Source organism: Paraburkholderia sp. ZP32-5 (assembly GCF_021390495.1).
Taxonomy (GTDB): Bacteria; Pseudomonadota; Gammaproteobacteria; order Burkholderiales; family Burkholderiaceae; genus Paraburkholderia.
In genome coordinates this window covers 343,888-368,993 of the sequence record NZ_JAJEJP010000001.1, presented here as the reverse complement: position 1 = coordinate 368,993, position 25,106 = coordinate 343,888, and the positions used below count along the sequence as shown (strand labels likewise).

General features: G+C 65.6%; 25 protein-coding genes. 4 read left to right on the top strand and 21 right to left on the bottom strand.

From position 1 onward, the window contains the following. Positions 1-9: 9 nt before the first annotated feature. From L0U82_RS01585 to L0U82_RS01560, 6 genes are all read right to left on the bottom strand, one after another. The gene (locus tag L0U82_RS01585; RefSeq protein ID WP_233828036.1) at positions 10-2,097 is read right to left on the bottom strand and encodes a sensor histidine kinase; all 2,088 of its coding nucleotides are present in this window, start codon (positions 2,095-2,097) and stop codon (positions 10-12) included. A 50-nt stretch (positions 2,098-2,147) separates the two neighbouring features. Continuing rightward, the gene (locus tag L0U82_RS01580) at positions 2,148-3,428 is read right to left on the bottom strand and encodes a dicarboxylate/amino acid:cation symporter (RefSeq protein WP_233828035.1); all 1,281 of its coding nucleotides are present in this window, start codon (positions 3,426-3,428) and stop codon (positions 2,148-2,150) included. Positions 3,429-3,855: 427 nt separating this feature from the next. Further along, positions 3,856-4,644, bottom strand: a complete 789-nt coding sequence (gene ugpQ, locus L0U82_RS01575) for a glycerophosphodiester phosphodiesterase (protein ID WP_233828034.1) — start codon at positions 4,642-4,644, stop codon at positions 3,856-3,858. A 269-nt stretch (positions 4,645-4,913) separates the two neighbouring features. Further along, complete coding sequence (gene lipA / locus L0U82_RS01570; RefSeq protein WP_233828033.1) at positions 4,914-5,918, bottom strand: lipoyl synthase; 1,005 nt, start codon at positions 5,916-5,918, stop codon at positions 4,914-4,916. Positions 5,919-5,931: 13 nt separating this feature from the next. After that, a complete protein-coding gene (lipB, locus tag L0U82_RS01565; protein ID WP_233828032.1) occupies positions 5,932-6,663 on the bottom strand; it encodes a lipoyl(octanoyl) transferase LipB in 732 nt (243 codons plus the stop codon). A 60-nt stretch (positions 6,664-6,723) separates the two neighbouring features. Beyond that, positions 6,724-7,050, bottom strand: a complete 327-nt coding sequence (locus L0U82_RS01560; protein ID WP_233828031.1) for a DUF2917 domain-containing protein — start codon at positions 7,048-7,050, stop codon at positions 6,724-6,726. Between the two features lie 98 nt (positions 7,051-7,148). Between L0U82_RS01560 and L0U82_RS01555 the strand changes: the two genes are divergently transcribed. Then, entirely contained in the window at positions 7,149-8,132 is a 984-nt protein-coding gene (locus L0U82_RS01555) for a transcriptional regulator GcvA (protein WP_233828030.1), read from the top strand. Between the two features lie 31 nt (positions 8,133-8,163). Here L0U82_RS01555 and L0U82_RS01550 read toward each other — a convergent pair whose 3' ends face one another. From L0U82_RS01550 to L0U82_RS01505, 10 genes are all read right to left on the bottom strand, one after another. After that, the gene (locus L0U82_RS01550; protein ID WP_233828029.1) at positions 8,164-8,433 is read right to left on the bottom strand and encodes a DUF493 family protein; all 270 of its coding nucleotides are present in this window, start codon (positions 8,431-8,433) and stop codon (positions 8,164-8,166) included. After that, positions 8,405-9,358 carry a D-amino acid aminotransferase gene (locus L0U82_RS01545; protein ID WP_233828028.1) on the bottom strand — a complete coding sequence of 318 codons (954 nt, stop codon included), beginning with the start codon at positions 9,356-9,358 and terminating at the stop codon, positions 8,405-8,407. Before L0U82_RS01545 ends, L0U82_RS01550 begins: the two co-directional genes overlap by 29 nt. Before the next feature lie 13 nt (positions 9,359-9,371). After that, positions 9,372-10,601 (bottom strand): D-alanyl-D-alanine carboxypeptidase family protein, encoded by a 1,230-nt coding sequence (locus tag L0U82_RS01540; RefSeq protein ID WP_233828026.1) that lies wholly within the window; start codon positions 10,599-10,601, stop codon positions 9,372-9,374. Positions 10,602-10,925: 324 nt separating this feature from the next. Further along, a complete protein-coding gene (locus tag L0U82_RS01535; RefSeq protein ID WP_233828024.1) occupies positions 10,926-11,570 on the bottom strand; it encodes an alpha/beta hydrolase in 645 nt (214 codons plus the stop codon). Positions 11,571-11,616: 46 nt separating this feature from the next. Further along, positions 11,617-11,940 (bottom strand): (2Fe-2S) ferredoxin domain-containing protein, encoded by a 324-nt coding sequence (locus L0U82_RS01530; RefSeq protein ID WP_233828022.1) that lies wholly within the window; start codon positions 11,938-11,940, stop codon positions 11,617-11,619. A gap of 133 nt (positions 11,941-12,073) precedes the next feature. Then, a complete protein-coding gene (locus L0U82_RS01525; RefSeq protein WP_233828020.1) occupies positions 12,074-13,231 on the bottom strand; it encodes a VanZ family protein in 1,158 nt (385 codons plus the stop codon). Between the two features lie 31 nt (positions 13,232-13,262). After that, complete coding sequence (locus L0U82_RS01520) at positions 13,263-13,889, bottom strand: ABC-type transport auxiliary lipoprotein family protein (RefSeq protein ID WP_233828019.1); 627 nt, start codon at positions 13,887-13,889, stop codon at positions 13,263-13,265. 30 nt (positions 13,890-13,919) lie between these two features. Further along, the gene (locus tag L0U82_RS01515; protein WP_233828018.1) at positions 13,920-14,903 is read right to left on the bottom strand and encodes an MlaD family protein; all 984 of its coding nucleotides are present in this window, start codon (positions 14,901-14,903) and stop codon (positions 13,920-13,922) included. A 55-nt stretch (positions 14,904-14,958) separates the two neighbouring features. Beyond that, entirely contained in the window at positions 14,959-15,837 is an 879-nt protein-coding gene (locus tag L0U82_RS01510; protein ID WP_233828017.1) for an ABC transporter ATP-binding protein, read from the bottom strand. Next, complete coding sequence (locus L0U82_RS01505) at positions 15,834-16,967, bottom strand: MlaE family ABC transporter permease (RefSeq protein ID WP_233828016.1); 1,134 nt, start codon at positions 16,965-16,967, stop codon at positions 15,834-15,836. Before L0U82_RS01505 ends, L0U82_RS01510 begins: the two co-directional genes overlap by 4 nt. 113 nt (positions 16,968-17,080) lie before the next feature. On the opposite strand from L0U82_RS01505, the gene L0U82_RS01500 reads away from it, so the two are divergent. The 3 genes from L0U82_RS01500 (at position 17,081) to L0U82_RS01490 (ending at position 19,326) form a co-directional block, all read left to right on the top strand. Continuing rightward, positions 17,081-18,010 carry a biotin--[acetyl-CoA-carboxylase] ligase gene (locus L0U82_RS01500; protein ID WP_233828015.1) on the top strand — a complete coding sequence of 310 codons (930 nt, stop codon included), beginning with the start codon at positions 17,081-17,083 and terminating at the stop codon, positions 18,008-18,010. Beyond that, the gene (locus L0U82_RS01495; RefSeq protein ID WP_233828014.1) at positions 18,007-18,909 is read left to right on the top strand and encodes a type III pantothenate kinase; all 903 of its coding nucleotides are present in this window, start codon (positions 18,007-18,009) and stop codon (positions 18,907-18,909) included. Before L0U82_RS01500 ends, L0U82_RS01495 begins: the two co-directional genes overlap by 4 nt. A 177-nt stretch (positions 18,910-19,086) precedes the next feature. Then, positions 19,087-19,326 (top strand): hypothetical protein, encoded by a 240-nt coding sequence (locus L0U82_RS01490; protein WP_233828013.1) that lies wholly within the window; start codon positions 19,087-19,089, stop codon positions 19,324-19,326. Positions 19,327-19,429: 103 nt separating this feature from the next. Here the strand turns inward: L0U82_RS01490 and rfaE2 are convergent, their stop codons facing one another. The 5 genes from rfaE2 to L0U82_RS01465 all read right to left on the bottom strand — a co-directional run bounded on the left by rfaE2 (position 19,430) and on the right by L0U82_RS01465 (position 24,845). Then, positions 19,430-19,912 carry a D-glycero-beta-D-manno-heptose 1-phosphate adenylyltransferase gene (gene rfaE2, locus L0U82_RS01485; protein WP_233828012.1) on the bottom strand — a complete coding sequence of 161 codons (483 nt, stop codon included), beginning with the start codon at positions 19,910-19,912 and terminating at the stop codon, positions 19,430-19,432. Positions 19,913-20,145: 233 nt separating this feature from the next. After that, positions 20,146-21,024, bottom strand: a complete 879-nt coding sequence (locus tag L0U82_RS01480) for a ferritin-like domain-containing protein (RefSeq protein ID WP_233828011.1) — start codon at positions 21,022-21,024, stop codon at positions 20,146-20,148. Between the two features lie 685 nt (positions 21,025-21,709). Continuing rightward, a complete protein-coding gene (locus L0U82_RS01475; protein ID WP_233828010.1) occupies positions 21,710-22,480 on the bottom strand; it encodes a PhaM family polyhydroxyalkanoate granule multifunctional regulatory protein in 771 nt (256 codons plus the stop codon). Between the two features lie 140 nt (positions 22,481-22,620). Continuing rightward, complete coding sequence (locus L0U82_RS01470) at positions 22,621-23,523, bottom strand: enoyl-CoA hydratase/isomerase family protein (RefSeq protein ID WP_233828009.1); 903 nt, start codon at positions 23,521-23,523, stop codon at positions 22,621-22,623. Positions 23,524-23,579: 56 nt separating this feature from the next. Then, positions 23,580-24,845: an ABC transporter substrate-binding protein gene (locus L0U82_RS01465; protein WP_442793590.1), complete on the bottom strand. Its 1,266-nt coding sequence runs from the start codon at positions 24,843-24,845 to the stop codon at positions 23,580-23,582. Positions 24,846-25,106: the final 261 nt, after the last annotated feature.

The window sequence follows — 25,106 nt, the reverse complement described above, 5'->3', positions numbered from 1 at the left end:
CCGGTGAAATCAGGAGCCCGCGGTCAGCGGGTCCGGCGAGGGGGACGCTTGCACGCGCGCGCGCCGCAGCGTCAGAACGAATAATGCGCCGCCAGCCGGCGCGTTGCGCGCGATCAGCGAGCCGCCGCAATCGCGCGCGATCGACGACGAAATCGCGAGGCCGAGGCCGAGGCCCTGGCCCATTTCCTTTGTCGTAAAGAATGGCTCGAACAGACGAGGCAATACGTCGTCGGCAATGCCGGGGCCGTTGTCGCCGACGGTGATCGACAGGGTCGCGTCGGCGGCCTCGACCTCGATCGTGATGCGCGGCGGACTCATGCCGGCGGTCGCGTCGAGCGCGTTGCCGAGCAGATTGATCAGCACCTGTTCGAGCCGCAAGTCGTCGCAATGCGCGATCAGTTCGGGATGATCGTCGGCGAGATTCAACGGCGTGCGCGCAGCGTCTGCCGCACTAACATCGGCATCACCGCCGGCATGCGCTCCAATATCCGTCAGCACGAATTCAAGCTCGACACCTTGCAGACGCTTCTGCAGCAACCCGACCACGTTACGCAGCGCCCGCACGATCGGCGCGCGCGCACTGCGCGGCCGCGCCCGGCCCACGAACAGTTTCAACTGATTGGTGATCTTGCCCATGCGCTCGGTCAGCGCAGCGATCGCTTCGAGGTTCTCGCGCGCCGACGCCTGGTCGCCGCGTTCGAGCAGCACGCGCGTGTTGTCCGAGAAACTGCGCAGCGCGGCGAGCGGCTGATTCAGTTCATGCGTGATGCCGGCCGCCATCTGCCCCAGCGCGGCAAGCTTGCTCGCCTGGATCAGTTCGTCGTGCGCCGAGCGCAACTCCTGCTCGGCGCGTGTGCGCTCGGCGACTTCCTTGTGCAACTGCTCGTTGGCTTCGGACAGATCCGCGGTGCGCTCGGCAACGCGCTGGTTCAACTCCGCGTAGGCCTTTTGTAGCAGCGCGCGGCTGCGCATCACCTCGCGCACGCGCGCCCGACGCATGCGCCAATAGAACGCAAACAGCACCAGTGACACGTAGCCGAAGCCGGTCACGATGGTCGCGTTGCGCGCGTCGGCATCGACCGGATCGACCGGCGACATCGTGATCAGATGCCAGTCCGGCTCGCCCATGCCGTGACGCGACGCCAGATAGCGCGGCGCGGAACGCCCGCCGCCGATGCGCAGAATCTGCGCATTGCCTTCGAGCGCGCGCACGACCGTCACTGGCAACGGCGCGATCGGCTGCTGCGCGTACTGGCGAGCCTGGTAGATCGAATCGGCGACCTGGCCGGGCAGCGGCCGGATCGTGTGATATTTCCATGCCGGCACCGACGACAGAAAGATCACCCCGTGATCGTCGGTCACGACGAGCGGCTCCGCTGCATCCACTCCCTGGAACCATTCGAGATCGAGTTTGACGACGGCCACGCCGACGATCTTGCCGTCACGTCGCACCGGCTGCGAAATGTAATAGCCCGGCGCCTGCGAAATCGTGCCGATGCCGAAAAATCGCCCCACGCCGCCGTTCATCGCGTCGACGAAATACGGCCGGAACTGATAGCCCGCGCCGACGAAGCTGCCCGGCCCGCGCCAGTTGCTGGCGGCGACGCAATAGCCATCGGCGGAAATGATGTAGGTGACCGTCGCGCGCGCGTGACGGTTCAGGTCTTCGAGATAAAGATTGGCGCGCTTCACGTTATCCGGACTGGGATCGATCAGCACGTCCTGCACGATCGGATGTTCGCCGAGCAGATAAGGCAGCGATTCGTAGCGTTCGAGTGTGCTCTTGAGCACGCTCGCAGTTCGCTCGGCACGCACCGCGGCGTTGCGCCGCAGCATGTCGACGCCGTTGCGCCACGCGATGCTGTAGGTGAGCCAGCATGCCGCCACGAGCCCGGCTGCGAGCACGAAGAGGATCAGCAGGCGGCGCGTCACGTTGGCAAGGTCCGGTCGATGAGGATCGGACATTGTGGCATAAGCAAACGCGGCGTCGGGCTCAGGCCGGCTGCGAGTTTCGCCGGAGGAATGCGCCGAAACAGACGCCTCGGACGCCGGAGGAATCGGTGAGGCCCCAACGGGGCGCGCGGACGCCGGTTTCATGATCAGGCGTCCGCGCTCGTTACGACAACAGTGGTGAACCTACGCGCGGCTCAAACGCCAGCCGGCTCTTTGACGGCCACATCGCCGCGCAGCACCGAGTTCAGCTTGTTGCGGTCGAGTTCCTTCTCCCACGCCGACACGACGACCGTCGCGACACCGTTGCCGACGATGTTGGTCAGCGCGCGGCACTCGCTCATGAAGCGGTCGATGCCGAGAATCAGCACCATGCCCGACAGCGGAATCGTCGGCACCACGGCAAGCGTTGCGGCCAGCGTGATGAAGCCCGCGCCGGTCACGCCACTCGCGCCCTTCGAGGTCAGCATCGTCACCGCGAGCAGCGTCAGCTGCTGGCCCCACGTCAGGTCGGTGTTGGTCGCCTGGGCGATGAACAGCACGGCCATCGTCATGTAGATGTTGGTGCCGTCGAGGTTGAACGAATAGCCGGTCGGCACCACGAGGCCCACCACCGAGCGCGAGCAGCCGAGCTTTTCAAGCTTCAGCATCAGTTGCGGCAGCGCGGCTTCCGACGAGCTCGTGCCGAGCACGATCAGCATCTCTTCCTTGATGTACGCGACGAAACGCAGGATGTTGAAGCCCACCATGCGGGCGATGATGCCGAGCACCACCACCACGAACACGATCGACGTCAGATAGAACGTGCCGATCAGCTTGAGCATCGGCAGCAGCGAGCCGATGCCGTACTTGCCGATCGTGAAGGCCATCGCGCCGAATGCGCCGATCGGCGCGAGCTTCGTGATGATGCGCACCATGCCGAACAGCACGTGCGAAATGCCTTCGATGAAGTTCGTGACGACTTTGCCCTTCTCACCGGCCGTCGCCAGCACCGCGCCGAACAGCAGCGCGATCAGCAGGATCTGCAGGATTTCACCTTGCGCGAACGCCGACGAAATCGTGTCCGGGATGATGTGCATGAAGAAGTCGACCGTGCTCTGGCCGTGCGCCTTTGCCGCATACGATGCGACTGCGCGGCCGTCGAGCGAGGCCGGATCGACGTTGAAGCCGACGCCGGGGCGCAACAGGTGCGTAGCGGCGAGGCCGAGCACGAGCGCGAACGTGGACACGATCTCGAAGTACAGCAGCGCCTTACCGCCGACGCGCCCAACCTTCTTCATGTCCTCCATGCCGGCGATGCCGGTGACCACCGTACAGAAGATGATCGGCCCGATCACCATCTTGATCAGTTTGATGAAGCCATCGCCGAGCGGCTTCATGTCGATGGCGAAGTCAGGCGAGAAATGGCCGAGCACGATACCGATGATGATCGCCACGATCACCTGGACGTACAGCACTTTATGGATAGGTTTCTTCACGATGATTCCTGCGAGGTGGATGAACTCATAACCCGCCGCGGTACGTGGCGTGCGAACGAAGCGTCGTCGCGCGGGCGCACTGCATCAGGGCAACCAAGACGACGAATTCAGAAATACCGGGACGGGAAATCGGACATCGTTGTCTCCTTGCTTTAGTTGTCGGGCCGTGGCGGCCGCGCGCTTTAATTTGCAAGGTCGATGCCAGTTATGCATCGGGATGGAAGCCTTGATTTTTATGGGTTTTCCGGCGATGCACGACGCGCGCCGTCCGGGATTCCGGAAATCCGGACGAAGGGTGTCGGGGAATCCGGAATTCGCAAGGCGCGGAGCCGAGGGGAAACCCGTAGGGGTTTGCGCGGGGGTAGCTAAGGTAGTGGCGACCGGCCTCGCCCCTTGTCGGCCAGCGCGGAGGCTCTGCGTTAAACGCTCAGGACGGGATTGCTGGCGCGGCCGGCAGCATGTCGTGTGTCAGCAGATCGAGGCGGTCCGTGCAGATCATGTCGACACCCCACTGTGCGAGCAGTTGCGCACGCGCCGGGTCGTTGACCGTGTAGGCAAGCACCCGCAAGCCCTCCGCGCGAATATGCGCGACCAGCGGCTCGCTCAGATGCAGATGGCTCGCGTGCAGCGACACGCAATCCAGTTCGCGCACGATGCGCAGCCAGTCTGCCGGCACGTGCTCGAACAGCATGCCGCGCGGCAACGATGGCGCGGCATCGCGCGCGGCGGCGAGTGCGTCGAACGAAAACGACGACAGCAGCGGCGGCGTCTGACCTTGCCACAGCTCCCGCGCGCCATTGGCGACCATCATGCCGGTGATCACCTCGCGGCCCGTGAACGGCTTGATCTCGATGTTCGCCGCAACACCGTCGCGCGCGCACCGCCCGGCCACTTCGGCGAGCGTCGGCAGCCGCGTGCCGGCGAACTGCGCGCCGCGCCAGGCGCCGGCGTCGAGCTGGGACAATGCCGGCCAGCCAAGCGCGACGCCCGACCCGTGCCCATTGGTCGTGCGCTCGAGCGTGTCGTCGTGCATCAGGAAGAGTTCGTTGTCGGCGGACAGCTTCGCGTCGAATTCGACCATCCGATAGCCATAACGCACGCACGCGTCGAAACCGGCCAGCGTGTTTTCCGGCGCCAGCGTGCCGCCGCAGCGATGCGCGACCAGCTGCGGATAAGGCCATTGCGCGGATAGTCCGCGATCGTTCCCATGTGCCACGTGTCGATCCCTTTCTGATTGAGCGGTCAGTGTGCTCGTGACGTGTTACTGATGCGTTGCCGAAGGCGTCTTTGTCGGCTTGGCGCGCAGGCCCTGTGCGAGAGCCCGCGCGTAGTATCGCGCGCCGGGCGCGCCGCGGCGAGAGCCTGAGCGCTGGATCGCCTGATCGCCGTTCCGATGAATCGCCAAACATCCGCGCATGAAAAAGCCCGCGCATCGGCGGGCTTTCTACTGCTATGTGCTACGGCGCGCAACCATGCGCGAGCGCGTCAGACCACGCCGGCTCCATGCGCCTGCAAGTCGGCGTGATAGCTCGAACGGACCATCGCGCCCACCGCGGCGTGCGTGAAGCCCATCTTGTACGCTTCTTCCTCGTACATCTTGAAGGTATCCGGATGCACGTACGAGCGCACCGGCAGATGGTGCTCCGACGGCTGCAGATACTGGCCGATCGTCAGCATATCGACGTCGTGCTCGCGCAGATCGCGCATCACTTGCAGGATTTCCTCTTCGGTTTCGCCGAGGCCGACCATCAGGCCGGACTTCGTCGCGACGTGCGGGTGCAGCGCCTTGAAGTCATTCAGCAGCTTCAGCGAATGCGCGTAATCCGAACCCGGACGCGCTTCCTTGTACAGACGCGGCACCGTTTCGAGGTTGTGGTTCATCACGTCGGGCGGCGCGGCATTCAGGATGCCGAGCGCGCGGTCGAGACGGCCGCGGAAATCCGGCGTGAGAATTTCGATGCGCGTTTCCGGCGACAGCTCGCGCGTCTGACGAATACATTCGACGAAGTGGGCCGCACCGCCGTCACGCAGATCGTCACGGTCGACGCTGGTAATCACCACGTACTTCAGCTTCAGCGCGGCGATCGTACGCGCGAGGTTGCCCGGTTCTTCCGGATCGAGCGGATCGGGACGGCCATGACCGACGTCGCAGAACGGGCAGCGGCGCGTGCACTTGTCGCCCATGATCATGAACGTCGCGGTGCCCTTGCCGAAGCATTCGCCGATATTCGGGCAGCTCGCCTCTTCGCACACCGTGTGCAGATTGTGTTCGCGCAGGATCTGCTTGATCTCGTAGAAACGCGAATTGCCGGTGGCCGCTTTCACGCGGATCCAGTCCGGCTTCTTCAGCTTTTCAATCGGAACGACCTTGATCGGGATGCGGGCGGTTTTGGCTTGTGCTTTCTGCTTCGCGGTGGCGTCGTAGGCGGCGGGGGCCGGCACGCCTTCGGTGGCGAGGGAAGCTGCGGAATTCGCGGTAACGTCAGTCATTCGTTCGATCCAGTCAGGCGGTGAGCGCACCGGCCTGCGGTTGGGCGACGGCCGCGGGATTGCCGTCGAGGTTTGCGGTGAGGCGTGCTGCCAGGGTACGGGCCACGTCGTCCCAGCCGGCGGTGACGCCTAGCGTCGCCATATCGACTGTTTCGAGCCCCGCGTAGCCGCATGGATTGATTGCGAGAAACGGTTGCAGGTCCATGTTCACGTTCAGACTCACGCCGTGATAACTGCAGCCGTTGCGGATTTTCAGACCGAGCGCCGCGATCTTGGCGCCGGCATGAGGCCCGCTGTCGGGCCCGGGCGCCACGTAGATGCCGGGGGCGCCGGCCTTGCGTTCACCGGCGAGATTATACGCCGCCAGGGTATCGATCACGGCCTGCTCGATCCGCGTGACCATCTCGCGCACCATCAGCTTGCGTCGACGCAGATCGAGCAGCAGATACGCGACCACCTGGCCCGGCCCGTGATACGTGATCTGCCCGCCTCGATCGACCTTGACGAGCGGGATGCCGCTATCGGCGGCGAGCAGGTGGGCGGGATCGCCCGCCTGACCTAGCGTAAAAACCGGTGGGTGTTCGACGAGCCAGATTTCGTCTGGGGTATCGGCGGTGCGCGCGTCGGTGAATGCGCGCATCGCGTCGAAACTGGCCTCGTAGGGTTCGCGGCCGAGCCAGCGCAGCGTCGGCGGCGCGATGGAGGGTAAAGACAGTGGAGACGGAGAAACCGGGGTGGCGCACATGATCCCGGGAGTTTACCGAAATATGGGAATCCACGCGCCGTGTGGGGCTTTGCGCGGTGCTTAAACCGTGCGCCAGCCTCCGCGCACCCGCATCACCCACCGCTCGCCGATGCGCGCGAGCCAGTTCAGCGCGCGTTCGTCGCAGCGCGTCGGCACCGAGAACGTCACCTTCGCGACCGCGGCGCCCTCGGCGCTGAGCCACAGCCGTTCACCGCGCCGCAGACGCATCGTGTTGCCCGGCTGCAGCCAATAGTCCTTCGTATCGTCGCTGCGCGTAACCCATACCGCGCCGCCGCGCACGGTCAGCCTGGTGCTGCGCGCGACCTTCAGCGGCAACGTGTCGCCCGTGCGGATTTCATATGCAATGCTAGAGGAAATTTCTCGCATGATGCCCTCGCCAAAAATCGTTTCATGGCTAGAATCGTAGGTGCGGCAAGGGTTTACGCAAAACGATCAATTTTCACCTCTATGTGAGAAATATTGCCATGGACCTCCGGCAACTCCCGGCCTTGAACGCGATCAAGGCGTTCGAAGCCGCCGCCCGCCACGAAAGCTTTTCGCGCGCCGCCGACGAACTGTTCGTCACGCACGGCGCCGTCAGCCATCAGATTCGCGCGCTCGAGGCCGAACTGGGCGTGTCGCTGTTCGCGCGCGACGGCAAGCGCGTGCGTCTCACCGAAACCGGCCGGCGCTACGCGACGCAGGTGCGCGCCGCGCTGCTGCAACTCGCCGACGCGACGCGCTCGATCCGCGCCGGCGACCGCGACCGCCGCCTCGTCGTATCGATGTTGACGTCGTTCGCGGCGCGCTGGGTCACGCCGCGCATCGGCAGCTTTATCGAGGCCCATCCGCAGTGGGATCTCGAACTGCTGTCCACCAATGCGCTGACGGACTTCGCGCGCGATGACGTCGACGTCGCGATCCGCTTCGGCTTCGGCAAATATCCGGGGCTGCACGCGGAGCTGCTGCTCGAAGAGATCTTCTTTCCGGCCTGCGCGCCGGACTTCAATGGCGGCAAGCTGCCGCAAACGCCCGCCGATCTCGCCAAGGTGCCGCTGCTGCGCTCCGATGACGAACTATGGCGCCCATGGTTCGACGCGGCCGGCCTCACCGAGTGGCCGGAGCCGAAGCGCGGCGTGCTGTATCAGGACTCGTCGAATCTGTTGCAGGCGGCCGTCGACGGCCAAGGGGTCGCGCTCACGCGCCGCTCGCTCGCGATGCATGAAATCGCAGCGGGCCGGCTCGTGCGGCTCTTCGATGTGGATGGGCCGAGCCCGTGGCAATACTATTTCATCTGCCCGCAGCAGATGCTCGAAACAGAGCGGGTCAGAGCGTTTCGCGACTGGGTGTTCGACGAGGTGGGACGTTTCAGGCAGCTTTTCGATCTGGCCTGCGCGGCGGGTCCGGCGGCGAGTGCGCGCCTCGCGGCGGAAGGGACGACGGCGGACGCGTTGCGCGTCACGCCGTGAAAGTGCCGAGATTTCGGCTTTAGCTTCAGCTTTACAGCACGACCTTGACCATCGGATGGCCGGTCAGCGCGCGATAGATATCGTCGAGATGCGCGCGGCTCGTCGCACGCACGGTAACGGTCAGCCCGGTGTAGGTGCCGCTGCTCGACGGCCGGGTTTCGACGCGCGATGGGTCGACGTCGCCATCGAACTGCCGCACCACGTCGACGATCGTCGCCTCAAACTCGGGATGCGATTTGCCCATCACCTTGATCGGGAAATCGCAGGGAAATTCAAACAGTGAGTCGTTCTCGGGATTCATTCTCTTCCACTCCTTCTTCTGCCTCGCCGGCCTTGGCTCGCTGATACGCCGCATACAGCGCAGCAAACACCGCGCCCGGCTTGCCCTCGCCAACCGGCTCGTCGTCGAGCCGCGTGACCGGCAACACTTCCTTGGTGGCCGAGCTGACGATGATTTCATCAGCCGCGCGCACTTCAGCCTCGGTAATTTCGCGCGCCTCGAAACGGATCCCGCATTCGGCCGTCAACTCCTCGATCAGACCGTAGCGGATCCCTTCGAGAATCCTGTTGCTGCGCGGCGGCGCCGCCAGCACGCCGTTCTTCACGATCCACACATTCGACGATGACCCTTCGGTCAGCAGACCATCGCGGAACTGGATCGTCTCGAACGCATCGTTTTCGGCCGCGTATTGCGCCATCAGCACGTTGCCGAGTAGCGACACCGACTTGATGTCGCAATTGAGCCAGCGGCGATCCTCGGCGCTCACACAGCGCACGCCGTGCGCGCGCTGCGCCGCATTCGGCAGACTCAGTGCGGTGACCATCACGAACACGGTCGGCTTCACGCCGGCCGGGAACGCATGGCCACGCTTCGCGACGCCGCGCGTGACCTGGATATACGCGATCGCGTCCTGATCGGCTCGCAAGCCGCCGTCCGTCTCGTTGGCCTCGACCACGCGTTCGATCAGCTCGCGCCAGCCGGCGTCGTCGAACGGATTGGCGATGCCGATCTTGCCGACCGAGCGCGCGAGCCGTGCCAGATGCTGCGTCAAACGAAACGCGGTGCGCCGGCCGCTCGCATGTGCATAGAGCGGCGCGACCTCGTAGATGCCGTCGCCGAAAATGAAACCGCGATCGAGCACCGGCACGCGCGCCTCGGACAACGGCACCACCTCACCGTTCAGGTAGACGATCGGGTCCTGCGAAGCCTCGGAAACAACGGTCATTACGGTGCAGCCCTTACTTCTTCTTGTTGAACATCAGCATCATCGAATCCCACACGCGGCCGACCACGCCGGCTTGCTGCACCGGCTGCAGCGCGACCACCGGGAACTGCGCGAGCACCTTGCCGTCAGCGACGAGCTTCGCGGTGCCGACCTGTTGACCGATCGCGAGCGGCGCGACCAGCGGATCGTTCAGTTCGATCTGCGGCTTCGCCTTGTCGGCGGCGCCCTTCGGCAGCGTGATGTACTGATCGCTCTTCACGCCGACCTGCACGCTGTCCGCCGTACCCTTGTAGATGCGCGGCGTGGCTACCACCTGGTTCGCCTTGTACAGACGCGTGGTGTCGTACGCGGTGTAGCCGTAGTTCAGCATCTTCAGGCTGTCCTGCACGCGGTCGTGCTCCTTCGGCTCGCCCATCATCACCGAGACGAGACGGCGCGACGCATCGGGCGCACCCGGCAGCGGACGCTTCGCGCTCGCGATCAGGCAGTAGCCGGCGGCTTGCGTGTGACCGGTCTTCAGGCCATCGACGGTCGGGTCGATCCACAGCAGACGGTTGCGGTTCGGCTGCTTGATCTTGTTGTACGTGAATTCCTTGACCGAGAAGATGTTGTAGTAGTCCGGATAGTCGCGGATCAGACGCGCCGACAGGATCGCGAGGTCGCCCGCGGTCGTGTAGTGCTGCGCGTCGGGCATGCCGTTCACATCGGCGAAATGCGTGTGCGTCATGCCGAGCTTCTGCGCTTCGGCGTTCATCATGTTGACGAACTGCGCCTCGCTGCCGCCGACCAGTTCCGCCAGCGCGATCGCCGCGTCGTTACCCGACTGCACGATCATCCCGTACACGAGGTCATGCACGGTGACCGGCTTCAGCGCCTCGATGAACATGCGCGATTCATCGTTTTTCACGCGGCGCACTGCTTCGCTCGGCTCGATGGTTTGATCCATCGTGATCTTCTTCGTATCGAGCGCCTCGAACACCAGATACGCGGTCATCAGCTTGGTGAGCGAAGCCGGCTCGACGCGCTCATCGGGATTGCCGGAAGCGAGCACCTGGTTGCTGGTGGCGTCGACGAGCACCCACGAGCGCGCGTTCACACCCGGCGGCGGCACCTGCGCAAACGCACTGGTGGCGACGAGCGTGGCGGGCAGAACGATACCGGCGGTGATGGCGCGATGCAGCGAGGTGGGAACGAAGGAAGCGACTGAAGGGAATGACGTGCGGCCAGAGGAGGAGAAACGCATAGGGTCGATTCGTGCAGAAAAATACATCGCGCGGCAGCGCGCATAGTTGGGGGAGCCGGTCGGCGAGCATCTGGCCGTAAAACGGCGCGGCGCCCGTTGGACTTCCGGCGGTGCAATCGGTTCGCAGGCGCAGCGCCACGCACCCGGCGCGCGCTGCAGGCGAAGCGACTTCGCCGCGCGCGAACTACCGGATGAGCGCCGCTGCGCCCCAAAAAAGAGCGCCCATTATACGCGCGGCACCCGGCCAAAATCGCGCCGACAAGCGCGATTCGCACACGTTTGCGCATACCTGTCCCCCACAAAACGCGTGGACAGCGTTTTTTTCTATCGCCACGCGTCGACGATGATCCGCTTCAGCACGTGAAGCTTTCGATGCAGAAAGTGTTCGGCGCCGGGAATCACGACGATCGGTAATTCCTGCGGCCGCGCCCAGTCGTAAACGGATTGAATGGGAACGGTCTCGTCGAGTTCGCCGTGGATCACCAATGTGCTCTCCGGCACCGGCGCGACATCCCAGCGGCTCGCCGCAGTGCCGACGAACACCACGCGCTCGATCTCCTGCCCTTCGTCGACGAGAGCCGCGGCGACGTGCGACAGCACGAAAGTGCCGAACGAAAAGCCCGCGAGCACCAGCGGCAGATCGCCGTACTCACCTTCCGTGCGCATGTGTTCGAGTACCGCGCGCAGGTCGTCGCGTTCGCCGATGCCCGCGTCGTGCTCGCCGTCGGTCTGGCCGACGCCGCGAAAATTCGAGCGATACGTCACGTAGTTCAACTGCACGAGTGTGCGCGCGAGCGTCTGCGCAACCTTGTTGTCCATCGTGCCGCCGAAAAGCGGATGCGGATGCGCGACGAGCGCGATGCCGCGCGGCGCGGCGCCGTTCTCGCGCACGTCGTCGGGCAGATCGAGCGCAACCTCGATCTTGCCGACCGGACCATCGATCAGATATTTCTTCGTGTTCGAATTCATCGTGATGCCTGTTGAGCGGGCTGTAGTTCGCGCCGGATAGTTCGCGTTATTGATCGATTTTCAGACGCTCGACGACCTTGCCGTTTACGAGATGCGACTCGACGATCTCGTCGATGTCGCTCTCGTCGACGTAGGTGTACCAGACGCCCTCCGGATACACGACGAGCGTCGGACCGAGTTCGCAGCGATCGAGGCAGCCCGCCTTGTTGATGCGCACCTTGCCGGGACCGGCGAGGCCGAGTTGCTTCACGCGCTTTTTCGCGTACTCCTGCATTGCCTGCGCGTTGCAGTTCGCGCAACTCGGACGCTCGGCGCCGGGGTCGCGCTGATTCAGACAGAAAAAGACGTGGTGCTGATAGAAAGAATCCATGATGTCGGGGGCAGGACTGAAAAGGAGTGCAGGGGCGTCGTCAGCGCGGGGTAGGCGCAAAGCGCCTGGGTCGTGCGGACGATTATAGCGAGCAGGCTATGCAGCCGCCGGGGGACGGACGAAGGCGTCGGCCTCACCCCGGCTTCGCCCGCCGCTTCAACCACGCCCGTTCCACCGCGAACGCCAGCCACACCAGCGCCGCATACGGCCACACCCACGCGAGCCAGCGCGCAAGTCCGTTGAAATGCAGATAGCGCCCTTGCCGCCAGTCGGCAAGCACGGCATCGAAATACGGATTCACCGGCAGCAGATTGACGAACACCAGCGCGACGACGAGCGTGAACCCCGCCAGCGCCGCGCGCACGCGCCGTCTGAGCGGCAGCGCGACGATTGCCGCGGCGGTGCCGCACACGAGCCCGATCAGCCCGCCGGGCGTCGCCCAGTCGAACGCGAGACCCGACTGCGATTGCAGAAATGTCGCGCCGGCCTTCACACCCAACGTAGCGGCGACGAACATCAGCACCAGCCGCACGCGCGGTGCATGGCGGCGCACCGGCAGCGACGCGAGCGCGAGCGCCGCGAACAGGTTCAGCGTCGTGATGACCGCTTCCCATGCATCGTCGGGTAGCCACGCGGCAGCCGCCGCCGGCCATGCGCCGACATGCCACGCGGACGGCGTCCACGTCAGCAGCGCATCCTGTGACGCCGGATCGAAGCGCAGCCACAGCGCCCGTGGCCAGTTGCCGAGACCGAACAGACGCGGTGCCGGATACATCGTCGCGAACGGCCACGCGGCGACGAGACACACGAGCGCCGCGTGGCCGCGCTCGAACCACAACAGCCGCAGCCGCCTGAGCAGCCCCCGATCGAGCAGCGCGCCGGTCGCGGGCGACATCATCGCCGCGCCGAGCAGCGCGCCGAGCGTGTTGGCGGCAAGGTCGAGATTGGACGCGACACGCGTCGGCAGCCAGGTCTGCACCGCTTCCATCGTGCCGGACAGCAAGCCGCCCAACACGAACGCGAGTGCGACAGCCAGCGTGCCGCGCCAGCGCGGATACGCGGCGATCACGACCAGCGCGCCGAACGGCATATAGCCGAGCACGTTGGTCACGACGTCGAATGCCGTCAGATACTGCGGCATCGGATCGAACAGATACGCGAATGGCGCGATGCCGAGCGAGCGCCAGCCGGAAAACGGATACCACGAGCCGTAGACGATCAGCGCCGTGTACAGCAGCAGCGCCTGACGCGCCAGCGCCGACGGCCGGCGCAGCCACGGACGCTCACTCATGCAGCGCTCCGTCGCGTGCGCCGCGAGCCCGTCATTGCGCAGCGACCAGCGCCTGCGAGCCGAGCCACGCGCTGATCTGCGCGATCAGGTCGTCGCTGGCCGCGGCGAGCGCCTGCGCGCCGCCGGCCGCGTCCGCCGAACGCGCGGGCGCGCGCACGACGAATGTGTGCTGGCTGACCACCTTGCCGTTTTGCGTCAGCGTGGCGCGCGCGGTGATCGCGCCGTGGCTTTCCGTCTGGCTGTCGAACACCTGCTCGAACTGGGTCAGCTCGACCCGCAGCACCGGCGCGGCCACGCCGTCGGAGCCGGTGAGCACGGTGCCGTGCGCGCTCAGCGTGTTGCGCAGGCGCTGCGTCAACAACTGCGACGGCATCATCGTCCAGTGGCTGTTCGCATAGGCCGCCGTTTGCTGCGCGTCGGCGTAGCTCAGCCGATAGATCAGCCGGTCGGATTCGAGCACGCTCGGTGCGCCGACGTCGAGCACCTTGACGGCCGGCAGCGGCGAGGCCGCGGCGGTCTGCGGCGGCGGACCGAAGTCGTAGCGGACATCCGACACCACCGCGGAGGTGCCCGCGCAACCCGCCGCCAGCACGCCGAACGCGAGCAGCGCCGCAATCGCGGCGCGAGGGCACAACAGTCGGTGAATCGAGCGTGACATGAGCATCTTCCTCTGTTCTGGCCTGCGGATTTAGTGAGCTGCCGTGGCGGCCTGAGCGGCAGGCGCGGCGGCGGGCCATGTGAAGCCCGACTCGCCCGGACCCGGCGCCGCGCGCGGCGCGCCGAACAGCACGCTGCGCGGATTGGTGCTGAAGGTATCCGCCGCGCGATCGATGGACTGGGCCGCCGAGCGCACATCTTCAGTCAGCGAATTCACGCGCGGCAGCGTCTCGTAGCCGACCCGCGCCGACAGATCCTGCAGCGACGTATTCATCTGGGTCAGCGCATCGCCCGCCTGCTGCGCGGCCGTGCCGACCTTGTTCAGATTGCGCTCGAACGGGCCGTCCGGCCGGTTCAGGCTCGTGATCATCTGGTTGGTCGATGCGAGCGTGTGGTTCAGCTGATCGATCGTGCCGGGCAGCTTGCCGGCAACCGGCGCCAGCTGCTGCGTCAACACGGCCACGCCCGACGCCGCCTGCGCGATGCTCGCCGCCGTGTCGTGCAGTTGCGCGACCATTTCCGGCGACAGCATGTCGTTGACGTTGTCGGTGACCTTTTCGAGCTTGCGCAACAGGATGTCGCCGCGTTGCTGCAACTGGTCGAGCAGGCCCGGGCGCATCGGCAGTTGCGCGACCTGGTGCACCGACGACGGCAGCGGCGTCAGATCGCGGCCGGTATCGTCGAGCTGGATGAATGCGATGCCGGTCACGCCCTGCAAGCCGAGGCTGCCGAATGTCGAATGGGTGATCGGCGCGCGCTCGTCGACCAAGATGCGGATCATGATCTGCCCCGGATGGCTCGGATCGAATTTGATCGATTGCACTTTGCCGACGTCGAGCCCGCGAAAGCGCACCGCCGCGTCCGCGTAGAGCCCCGTCACATTGGTGCGCGCGATCAGGTCGTACGGCACCCGCACCGAGCGGTCGACGTTGAACAGAAACGCGGCGAGCGCGATGGCCACCGTCAGCACGACCGTGAACAGCCCGGCCCAGAACGCATGTGCTTTGTTTTCCATTGTCAGGGTTCCTGGTTCATAGCGGCCTGCTTCATAGCCTGCTTTATAGCCTGTCTCATAGCGAGATCTCGGAGGACGCCGGCTCGAGCGCCGCCTGCGGCAGCTTCGCGCGGCGCTCCGGCGGCAGCGCCTGCAGCGCGCGGCGCCCGCGCAGGCCAAGGAAATATTCGCGGATGAACGGATGGTCGACGCCCGCCGCCTCCTCGACCGGTGCGTTGACCAGCACCTTGCGATCGGCCAGCACGGCCACGCGGGTCGACAGCGCGACCATCGTATCGAGGTCGTGCGTAATCATCACGACGGTCAGGCCGAGCGCGCGATGCAGCCCGGAGATCAGTTCGACGAATTCGTCGGACGCCTGCGGGTCGAGCCCGGCGGTCGGTTCGTCGAGGAACAGCAGTTCGGGTTCGAGCGCGATCGCGCGCGCGATGCCGACCCGCTTGATCATGCCGCCCGACAGCGCCGACGGCATCTTCGACGCGTGCTTGCACGGCAGCCCGACCATTTCGAGCTTCAGCATCACGATGTCGCGCAGCAGGTCTTCAGGCACTTTGCCGAGCTCGCGCACCGGCTGCGCGATGTTGTCGAACACCGACAGCGACGAGAACAGCGCGCCGCGCTGGAACAGCATGCCGGAGCGGCTGCGCATCAGCAGCGCGGTTTCGGGCGAGATGGTCGCGAGGTTTTCGCCGAACAGTTTGATGGTGCCCGACGACGGCCGCTCGAGGCCGAGAATCTGCCGCACCAGCGTGGTCTTGCCCGAGCCCGAGCCGCCGACGACCGACACGATCTCGCCGCGCCGCACGTCGAGGCTCAGATGCTGATGCACGATGTTGCGGCCGTAGCGCTTGGTGATGTCGATCACCTCGATCACCGGCTCTTCGATCGACGGGGCGGGTTGGCCGCGCACGGCCTCGGAGAGCGGCGCGATCATCCGAGCCCCACGTTCTGGAACAGCATCGCGAACACCGCGTCCGCAAGAATCACGATCGTGATCGAACTCACCACCGAGGTCGTCGTGCCTTCGCCGAGACTCTGCGAATTGGCCTTGATGCGAAAGCCGAAATGACAGCCGGCGATCGCGATCAGCATGCCGAACACCGCGCCCTTGCCGAGGCCGATCCACAGATTCGCGATCGGCACGACGCTCGGCAGTTGCCGCGCGAAGAAACTCATGTCGATGTTGAGCACGAGCTTCGCGGCCACCGCGCCGCCGGTCAGCGCGATCACGTTGGTCCACATCACCAGCAGCGGCATCGCGACGGCGAGCGCGATCACGCGCGGCAGGATCAGCCGCAGGCCGTGCGGAATGCCCATCACGCGCATCGCGTCGAGTTCCTCGGTCACGCGCATCACACCGATCTGCGCGGTGATCGCCGAGCCCGAGCGGCCCGCGACCAGAATCGCCGACAGCACCGGGCCAAGCTCGCGGATTACCGCGAGCCCGAGAATATTGACGATGAACTGGTTCGCGCCGAACATCCGCAGCTGCTGCGCGGACAGATAGCTGAGCACGATGCCGATCAGAAACGCGACCAGCGCGGTGATCGGCAATGCGCGCGCGCCCGCGTTGTAGACGTTCGCGGAAATTTCGGTCCACGGCGTGATTTTGGGTTTGCGGATGATCGCGAGCAGATCGAGCACGACGCGCCCGAGCATCGCGACGCCGCCATACAGATGCTCGAAGAACGAGAAGATCGACAGACCGAGCCGCGTGAACGGATCGAAGCGCGGCACCGGTTCGGCGCTCTCGCGCACGGTGTCGAGCATCGCGATGCGATCGAAGATGTCGCGCTGAGTGTCGGTGAGCGCGGTGCCGGGCGGCATCTTGCGGCCCCACACGCGCCACAGCGCCTGGCCGCCGACGTGGTCCATCCGGTCGATGCGCGACAGGTCCCACTCGCCGATGCCTTGCGCGCCGGTCAGCGAACGCAGTTGCGGGATCACGTGTCCGGTGGCGCGATCGCGCGCGAGCGCGAGCGCCGTCCACTGGCCCGAGAGACGGACGATCTTGCCTTGGCTGCCGGCCGCGACTTCAAGGCCGGGCGGGGTGTCGTAGTTCAAGGATCGCGTGAATCTGGTAATCGGATTAGCGGCCATTGTAACGAAGGCTCGGCCGATGGTCCGCACTCAAAACACGAAGCCCTGGCGAGTGAGCTGTCGCTACAATAGACAGCATGACCGCCTCCCGCACTCCTCCCTCCTCGCCCGCCTCCCGCTCGGCCCAATCGGCGCCCGCGGAAGACTGGCGCATCGACCGCGAGCGCGCGGTCAAGCTGTTCGGCGCGCATGCGCATGACTGGCCGATCGAAATCGTCGAGGAAACCGGCTCGACCAACGCCGACCTGATGACCCATATGAAGGCGCTGCCGCGCAGAGCCAATGCGCTGCCGCGGCCGATCGTGCGGGTCGCGTATCTGCAGACCGCTGGGCGCGGCCGGCGCGGGCGTCCGTGGTATGCGGAGCCGGGCAATGCGCTGCTGTTTTCGGTGGCGTGCGTGCTGCCGCGGCCGCTCGAAGGGCTCGCGGGCTTGAGCCTCGCGGTGGGCGTCGCGCTGGTCGACGGCTTGCGCTCGCTGCCGGTCGACGGTCCCGGCCAGATCGCGCTGAAGTGGCCGAACGACGTGCTGCTCGAAGGCGACAAGCTCGCCGGCATCCTGATCGAAACCGCGTGGAGCACCGAGTACGCGAGCGCGGTGGTAATCGGCATCGGCACCAACGTGAAGGGCGCGGACGAACTCGCGGCGAAGGTCGGCGCGCTGAACGCCGGCGTGCCGCCGCAGGCGCGCGGTACGGTGCCGACCGCGCTGCAGCGCGCGCTGCCGAACGCGAATCTGACCGATACGCTCGCCGCCGAGCTGAACGCGCTCGAACCGGCGCTGCAGCGCTTCGGCGCCGACGGCTTCGCGCCGTTCCAGCCGCGCTGGAACGCGGTGCACGCGTATGCGGGCCGCGAAGTCGTGCTGCTCGAACAGGGCAACGAACTCGCGCGCGGCATCGCGGCGGGTGTCGACGAGCAAGGCCAGTTGCTGCTGGATACGGCCGGGGGACGCCAGAGCATCGCGACCGGCGATGTGTCGCTGCGCCTCGCCGACGGTGCCGCATGACGCAGCACGCGCCGTATCTGCTGATCGACGCGGGGAATAGCCGGATCAAATGGGCGCTGGTGCAGCCGGGTGGTGGACAGTTGGCGGCTGGGGCGTTGGCGCATGATGAGGTTGCGCGGGCCGGGGGGCGGTCGGGTTTGCAGTCCGATTCTCGGCCCGATTCCGAGCCAGGCGCGCAGCCCGGCTGGGCCAATTGGCCGGCGCCGTGCGGTGCCTGGGTCTCCAACGTCGCGGGCGCGGACGTCGCGGCACGCATCGCCGCGCTCGTCCACGCGCAGTGGCCTGAACTGCCGCTCACGACGATCCGCGCGAGCGAGCGCCAATGCGGCGTCACCAATTGCTACGCGGTGCCGCACTCGCTCGGCAGCGACCGCTGGGCGGGCATGATCGGCGCGCATGCGGCGTTTCCCGGCGAGCATCTGCTACTGGCGACGTTCGGCACAGCGACGACGCTCGAGGCGTTGCGCGCGGACGGCACCTTCATCGGCGGGCTGATCGCGCCGGGCTGGACGCTGATGATGCGCTCGCTCGGCGAGCACACCGCGCAGTTGCCGACACTCGACGCTGCCCGCGCGCGCGGTCTGCTCGACGCCAGCGCTTCGGCCGGTGGCGATACCGCCGGCACAGGCCGAAGCGGCCCGTTCTTCGCGACCGATACGCCGCATTCGCTGTCGGCGGGCTGCACGCTCGCGCAGGCGGGACTGATCGAGCGGATGTGGCGCGATCTGCAGGACGAATGGCGGGTGCCGGTGCGGCTGGTCGTTAGCGGCGGTGCCGTCGACGAGGTGGCAAGCGCGCTCAAAGTACCGCATACTCGCCACGATTCGCTGGTGCTGTCGGGGCTCGCGCTGATTGCCGCTGACGATATGGCGCAACGGGGTGCGCGATCCGGCGGCTGATCGATGGAATGGCCGCCGCGGGGGCGTGACACGCATCTGACGTGGCGTCGGTGAGCGGTCGCGGCGAGGCGCTTTGGGATCGATGCCTCGACGTCGAGCCCCCTGGCGGATGTCGACGCGGCAAGCTCAATCCCCTCGATCCCGCGTCAACCTGCTTCTGGATTGGAACAATCGATAATGCTTCGCTGGCCGATCGCCATTCTAATTCTCGCCAACGTGCTCGCTTTCGTCGCGTTGCGCGGCGCGTTCGGCCCGGTGCCTGTCGCCGCCGGACGCGACCCGGCTCATCTGAATCGCCAGATTCATCCGGATTGGCTGAAGGTACGTCCGGTCAGCGCCGCCGATGCAGCCGATCAGGCAGTGGTCGGCGGACCCGCACCGACCGCGCCGATTTCGACCTCCGAACTGCCGCAGTAGCAAGGCCGGGCAACCGGCGATGTGAATGCCCGCGGCGGCGCTGTATTCGCGGCGGCGTCAAATTCGCGGCAGTCCCGCTCCGCCCGCCACCGCGATCCACCCGTCATTCCTGGCTGCGCACCTTCTTCAACAGCGCGGTCGTCGAGCGATCGTGCTCGAACGCGATAGCCAGCGCCTTGCCGCCCCAGCCGCGCACGAGCGCCGACTCCGGCAACGCATCCATGTCGTAATCGCCGCCCTTCACGAGCACGTCCGGCCGCAGCGCCGCAATCAGATCGACCGGCGTTTTCTCGCCGAAACCGACCACATAGTCGACGCTTTCGAGTGCCGCAAGCAGGGCCATCCGGTCGGCTTCGGTGTTGATCGGCCGGTCGTCGCCTTTGCCGAGCATACGCACCGACGCGTCGCTGTTCACACCGACGATCAGACAGGCGCCCAGCGCCTTCGCATCGGCGAGATAGGTCACGTGCCCGCGATGCAGGATATCGAATACCCCGTTCGTGAACACGACCGGCGCGCGCAGCGAAGGACGCAGTTTCACCAGGTCGTCGCGCGTCAGAATCTTGCGTTCAAAAATAGCGGCCATCGCGGAATCGTAGAGAGAGAGAGGAAAAGATTGCCGTCACGATACAGGGTCGGCGGCGTCGAGCACAATCAAGCAAAACGGTCCGGCAAGCTCGCGCCTGCCGGACCGTCTTGAATCTGTCATGAAACCGCTGAATCGGCTTACTGTGAAGAGGGAATCACGCCCACCGTGCGAACCCGGATCGCGGCGCCGGCGGGGATCGCGATGCCGACGTCAACGCGGCATCTACCCGATCACGCCGGTTGCTGCTGCGCCGGATTCTGATCGGCGGCCTGCAGGCGCGCGACCACTTCCTTGCGATAGCGGTTCAGCTCCTGCGCGGTGTTGAACGTGCGCTCGAACAGCAGCGACAGGTTGTGCAGAATGCGCTCGACGACCTTCTTTTCCCAGCCGTCGTCGAAACGGATCTGCTCGTCGAGCCAGCGCTCGAGCCATTCCGGATCTGGCAGACGCGACTGGATCGTGTCGCGCGGGAACAGCGCCTGGTTCACGTGCAGGTTGGTGGGGTGCAGCGGCTTTTCGGTGCGGCGCGCCGAAGCCATCAGCACGCCGATCTTTGCGAACGCGGCACGCGCGATGTCGCCGGTCTGCGTCATCGCCTTCTTCATGTAGCGCAGATACGCGCCGCCATGACGTGCTTCGTCGCGCGAAATGGTTTCGTAAATGTGCTTGATGACCGGCTCGGTGTGCCATTCGGCGGCACGGCGGTACCAGTGATTGAGGCGGATTTCGCCGCAGAAGTGCAGCATCAGCGTTTCGAGCGGCGGCGCCGGATCGAATTCGAAGCGCACCGCGTGCAGTTCCTCTTCGGTCGGGCACAGTTCCGGCTTGAAGCGGCGCAGGTATTCCATCAGCACCAGCGAGTGTTTCTGCTCTTCGAAGAACCATACGCTCATGAACGCGGAAAAATCGCTGTCGTGATGATTGTCACGCAGAAACATTTCCGTGGCGGGCAACGCCGACCATTCGGTGATCGCGTTCATCTTGATCGTCGCGGCCTGCTCGTCGGTCAGCAGCGACGCATCGAATTTGTCCCAGGGAATGTCCTTCTCCATGTCCCATCGAACGGATTCGAGCGATTTATAAAGTTCCGGATAAAGCATGGTGTTCATTGTCCCACCCCTGGTCTGCGCATACTGTGTGTGTCTGTTGCTGCTACGTGTAGCCGTTTTTACCTGCGACGAACGGACGTGCCGTTTATCGGCCAAGCATTCAATTTTACGCGTTAATCAACCGCCCAAATGCATCGGGCAGCAAAGAAGTCCGGGCGATTGCGCAGGTGCCTGAAGCGTGAATCAGGCGCTGCGCGGCCAACCATGGGTGAGGGACATTGGGAATACCCTTTGCCTGAGGTCGAACCAGTCTGTGTTGAAACCGTCCAGCTCTGCACGGGAGTGCCGGCGGCAAATGACGCAAGGGCGGCGGAATTGGTTCTTTTCAGCGCGCGCCCCAAAGTCTTATCAAGCTTACACGATGATAGCACGCGGACTTGACAGAACCTGTGACGGAAACCGCGCAATCGCGCTGTGGGATTGACTTCTCTCAATAAACGCTCGATTGGCGCGAACCGTGCCGCGGTGACCGGCATCGCCAGCGAAAGCGGAACAGCAAGGTTGATTAGCGCTCCCATGCAGCGCGCGTTTGTTTATCGTGGGGTGGCCGCGCATCTTCAACGTCTGCGGGCTCATCGCCACGCGCGGGGCGCTACGCCCGGTATGATGCGCCCCCGCCCCGTGTTGGCCCGCACGCACAGTTACCGTGGCCACCTCTGGCCAGCCTATCTCGTCACTTTTGCGCTCAGGACGATTTCTTCGCCGCTCCGGTGCCCGTGCCATCGCCAGCCGCGCGCTTCGTCGATGTCGACGCGCGCTTCGCGGCCGGCCGTTTGGTCGCGGGCTTCGCGCCCTGAGCAGCCGGGGCCGGATCCGGCGTGTCGGCGGCGCCCGCCGGTGCGGTCGTGCCCTGCGTGCCGCCCCCTGCCGCCGCGACCGCGACAGACGGCTGCGTCATCGCGAACTGGGCAATCTGATTGAACTGCGATTGCAGCAGATTCCACCATGCGGATGCATCGAACGACGGCGCGGCGGCTGCGGGCTCTTCCCCAGCGTCGGCCGCAGCCGCGCTTTCAGCGGCAGCCGCCGGTTCGGCCGGCTTCGCCCAACTCGGCGCGGGCGCGGGACCCGGCGCCGGGTTCGACGCGGCCGCGGCCGGCTGCGCCATCGACGACTGCGCGAACGCGCCGAACGCGCGCAGTGTCGCGAGCGTCGCGCGCTGCACTTCGAGCGCCTGGATCGCCGATTGCAGCATGCTCAGGTTCAGCTTCAGCCACTGCTCGACCGCGCGCATATCGGTGATGCGCTTGTCGAGTTCCTCAACGTTGGTGAGCGGCGCCATCATGTCGGACATCATCGATAGCGACGGCGCCGCGCCGCTACCCGGCTGCGCGCCGGTGAGCACCGAGCCGAACGGCGAGAGCCGCATCATGCCCCACATGCGATCGAGCATTTCAGCGGGCGGAAAACCTGGAAAGCCGGGAAAAGGCGGCGTGGAGTCAGTCGTGTCGGTCATGCTGTCGCCTCAGTGCGTAATGAGATGTCGCGAGATGCCGCGCGGCACGGGCCGCGCGCATTGATTCGATGATACCGTGCGCAAAGCGTGATCAAGACGCGTCGTTGAGCGTAATCGACGACCGCGCTCGGACTTCTTCTCTAGCTTTCGCCGTGCTGCGCGCCATCGCCATCATGCGGTTGCCGCCACGGATCGCCGCCGCCGAAATCCGGCGCGCGCCGCTCGCGCAACGAACTCAGTCCCTCGCGCACATCGGGTCCGGCAAACCCCATGAATTCGAGCGCAAGCGACGCATCGAACGCGGGTCCCGCCGTGCGCAGCCAGTTGTTCAACGCGTACTTGGTCCAACGGATCGCCGTCTGCGAACCGTCGGCGAGTTTGCGCGCAACTTCGAACGCCTTAGGCAGCAGCTCGGTTTCGTCGACGGCGAGCGACACGAGCCCGATACGCTCGGCCTCCTCGCCGCTCACCGGCTCGCACAGCAGCAGGTAGTACTTCGCCTTCGCCATCCCGCATAGCAACGGCCAGACGATCGCCGCATGATCGCCGGCGGCAACGCCGAGCCGCGTGTGGCCGTCGATGATGCGCGCCGTCTTCGCCGCGATCGAGATATCGGCGAGCAGACCGGCGACCAGTCCCGCGCCGACCGCCGGACCGTGCATCGCCGACACGATCGGCTTGCCGCAGTTGATCACGTTATAGACGAGGTCGCGCGCCTCGCGCCAGACCCGCGCGCGCACGTCGAAATCGTTCGCCATGTCTTCGACCAGTTGCAGATCGCCGCCCGCCGAAAAGCCCTTGCCCTCGCCGCGAATGATCGCGACGCGCGTATCCGGATCGCGGTCGATGTCGCGCCAGATTTCCGCGAGTTCGTAATGCATCCGCGCGTTCGCGGTGGCGAGCCCGCTTTTATTCGCGCCCTCGCCGCTCATCACGACTTCGAGCACGCCATGCGGATGGCGCTCTACGCGCAGCGAGCGATAGTGCGCGTAGTACGTGTCACGCGTATTGCCGGCGTCGTGACTTTGCGGTGACTCGGACATGATGAACAACCTCCAGAATGCTGTGTCGAGCGGATCGACGCGTCGCCGTCACGATGTCAGCGCGGCTGATAAACCCACTTGCCGTTGCTGATTTCGACCATCACGCGCGCGCGCTGATCGAGCCCGAGGTGATCGGCCGCGCTCATATCGACGACGCCGTTGGTATCCGCGAGACCGCGCGTCGCTTCGAGTGCATCGCGCAGCGCGCGGCGAAATTGCGGCGTGCCTGGCGCACCCGCCTTTAGCGCAATCGGAATCGCGTGGTTGAGCAGCGCGCCCGCATCCCACGTGTACGAACCGAATGCCGACACGCTGCCCGGCCCATGCTGCGCCTCGAAGCGCGCGATGTAATCGAGCGCGAGACGCTTCGCCGGATGATCGGCCGGCAGTTGCGCGGCCACCAGCACCGGGCTCGCGGGCAGGAACGTGCCGTTGCAATCGGCGCCGCACACGCGCAGGAAGTCGTTATTGCCGACGCCGTGATTGTGATAGATCACGCCCTTGTAGCCGCGCTCGCGCAGCGTTTTCGGCGGCAGCGCGGCGGGCGTGCCGGCCGCGCCGACGACCACTGCATCCGGGTGCGCCGCGAGAATCTTCAGCACCTGGCCGGTCACGCTCGGATCGGTGCGATTGAAGCGTTCGCTCGCGACCACGTCGATGTGATGCAGTTGCGCGAACTTCGCGACCTCGGCATAGAAGGTCTCGCCGAGCGCGTCGGCCTGGCCGATGAAGGCGATCGTCTTCACGCCGTGCGTGCTCGCATGTTCCGCGATCGCCGAGGCCATCATCGCGTCGGTCTGCGGCGTCTTGAAGACCCAGCGGCGTTTCGCGTCGACCGGCTCGATGATTTTCGCCGACGACGCGAGCGAGATCATCGGCGTTTCGCCCTCGGCGACGATGTCGATCATCGCGAGCGAATTCGGCGTGATCGACGAACCGACGATCGCGTCGACACGATCTTCCGAAATCAGTTTCTTGGTGTCCTGCACGGCCTTGGTCGTGTCGGATGCATCGTCGAGCACGATGTATTCGACGTTTTGTCCGCCGATCTGCCTGGGCAGCAGCGCGACCGTATCGCGCGCGGGGATGCCGAGCGACGCGGCCGGGCCGGTCAGCGACAACACGAGGCCGACCTTGACCTGCGCGAACGACGTCAACGGCAGCGCGCAGGCGAGCGCCGCGCATAGCGTGGCGGCGCGGCGTGCGATTCGCGCGAGCGGACCGCGCGCAGCCGCGACGCTCACGCACGGTTTCGCACTTACGCTCCCATGCGGCGCGTGTTCGCACCAGGTTGCAGATTCAACGGATTTCAATCGCGGCATCTTGTCTGTCTCCTCACGTCGGTTTTTCGTTCTGATCGACTGCCTGCGCCCGTCAGTTCACGCGCTTGCAAACACGGGCGCGGAGTCTTGTCTCGATATTGCGTGATTCGTCTGCGATCCTGCTCGACAGCTCAACAACTCGACGGCTTACGCGGATTTGGCGAATTCCGCGCGCCGCCAGCGGCCCGGCCACCCCGGCCAGGCCGCGCCAGTCAGTGTAGCCGCGCCTCTGGGGCGCGGCATCGGGCGAAACCCTTTCGC

Coding starts and splice junctions, on each gene's coding strand:
- L0U82_RS01585 (WP_233828036.1), bottom strand. CDS start 2,097: ATGAAACCGGCGTCCGCGCGCCCCGTTGGGGCCTCACCGATTCCTCCG.
- lipA (WP_233828033.1), bottom strand. CDS start 5,918: ATGACTGACGTTACCGCGAATTCCGCAGCTTCCCTCGCCACCGAAGGC.
- lipB (WP_233828032.1), bottom strand. CDS start 6,663: ATGTGCGCCACCCCGGTTTCTCCGTCTCCACTGTCTTTACCCTCCATC.
- L0U82_RS01560 (WP_233828031.1), bottom strand. CDS start 7,050: ATGCGAGAAATTTCCTCTAGCATTGCATATGAAATCCGCACGGGCGAC.
- L0U82_RS01555 (WP_233828030.1), top strand. CDS start 7,149: ATGGACCTCCGGCAACTCCCGGCCTTGAACGCGATCAAGGCGTTCGAA.
- L0U82_RS01550 (WP_233828029.1), bottom strand. CDS start 8,433: ATGAATCCCGAGAACGACTCACTGTTTGAATTTCCCTGCGATTTCCCG.
- L0U82_RS01545 (WP_233828028.1), bottom strand. CDS start 9,358: ATGACCGTTGTTTCCGAGGCTTCGCAGGACCCGATCGTCTACCTGAAC.
- L0U82_RS01540 (WP_233828026.1), bottom strand. CDS start 10,601: ATGCGTTTCTCCTCCTCTGGCCGCACGTCATTCCCTTCAGTCGCTTCC.
- L0U82_RS01535 (WP_233828024.1), bottom strand. CDS start 11,570: ATGAATTCGAACACGAAGAAATATCTGATCGATGGTCCGGTCGGCAAG.
- L0U82_RS01530 (WP_233828022.1), bottom strand. CDS start 11,940: ATGGATTCTTTCTATCAGCACCACGTCTTTTTCTGTCTGAATCAGCGC.
- L0U82_RS01525 (WP_233828020.1), bottom strand. CDS start 13,231: ATGAGTGAGCGTCCGTGGCTGCGCCGGCCGTCGGCGCTGGCGCGTCAG.
- L0U82_RS01520 (WP_233828019.1), bottom strand. CDS start 13,889: ATGTCACGCTCGATTCACCGACTGTTGTGCCCTCGCGCCGCGATTGCG.
- L0U82_RS01515 (WP_233828018.1), bottom strand. CDS start 14,903: ATGGAAAACAAAGCACATGCGTTCTGGGCCGGGCTGTTCACGGTCGTG.
- L0U82_RS01510 (WP_233828017.1), bottom strand. CDS start 15,837: ATGATCGCGCCGCTCTCCGAGGCCGTGCGCGGCCAACCCGCCCCGTCG.
- L0U82_RS01500 (WP_233828015.1), top strand. CDS start 17,081: ATGACCGCCTCCCGCACTCCTCCCTCCTCGCCCGCCTCCCGCTCGGCC.
- L0U82_RS01495 (WP_233828014.1), top strand. CDS start 18,007: ATGACGCAGCACGCGCCGTATCTGCTGATCGACGCGGGGAATAGCCGG.
- L0U82_RS01490 (WP_233828013.1), top strand. CDS start 19,087: ATGCTTCGCTGGCCGATCGCCATTCTAATTCTCGCCAACGTGCTCGCT.
- rfaE2 (WP_233828012.1), bottom strand. CDS start 19,912: ATGGCCGCTATTTTTGAACGCAAGATTCTGACGCGCGACGACCTGGTG.
- L0U82_RS01480 (WP_233828011.1), bottom strand. CDS start 21,024: ATGAACACCATGCTTTATCCGGAACTTTATAAATCGCTCGAATCCGTT.
- L0U82_RS01475 (WP_233828010.1), bottom strand. CDS start 22,480: ATGACCGACACGACTGACTCCACGCCGCCTTTTCCCGGCTTTCCAGGT.
- L0U82_RS01470 (WP_233828009.1), bottom strand. CDS start 23,523: ATGTCCGAGTCACCGCAAAGTCACGACGCCGGCAATACGCGTGACACG.
- L0U82_RS01465 (WP_442793590.1), bottom strand. CDS start 24,845: ATGCCGCGATTGAAATCCGTTGAATCTGCAACCTGGTGCGAACACGCG.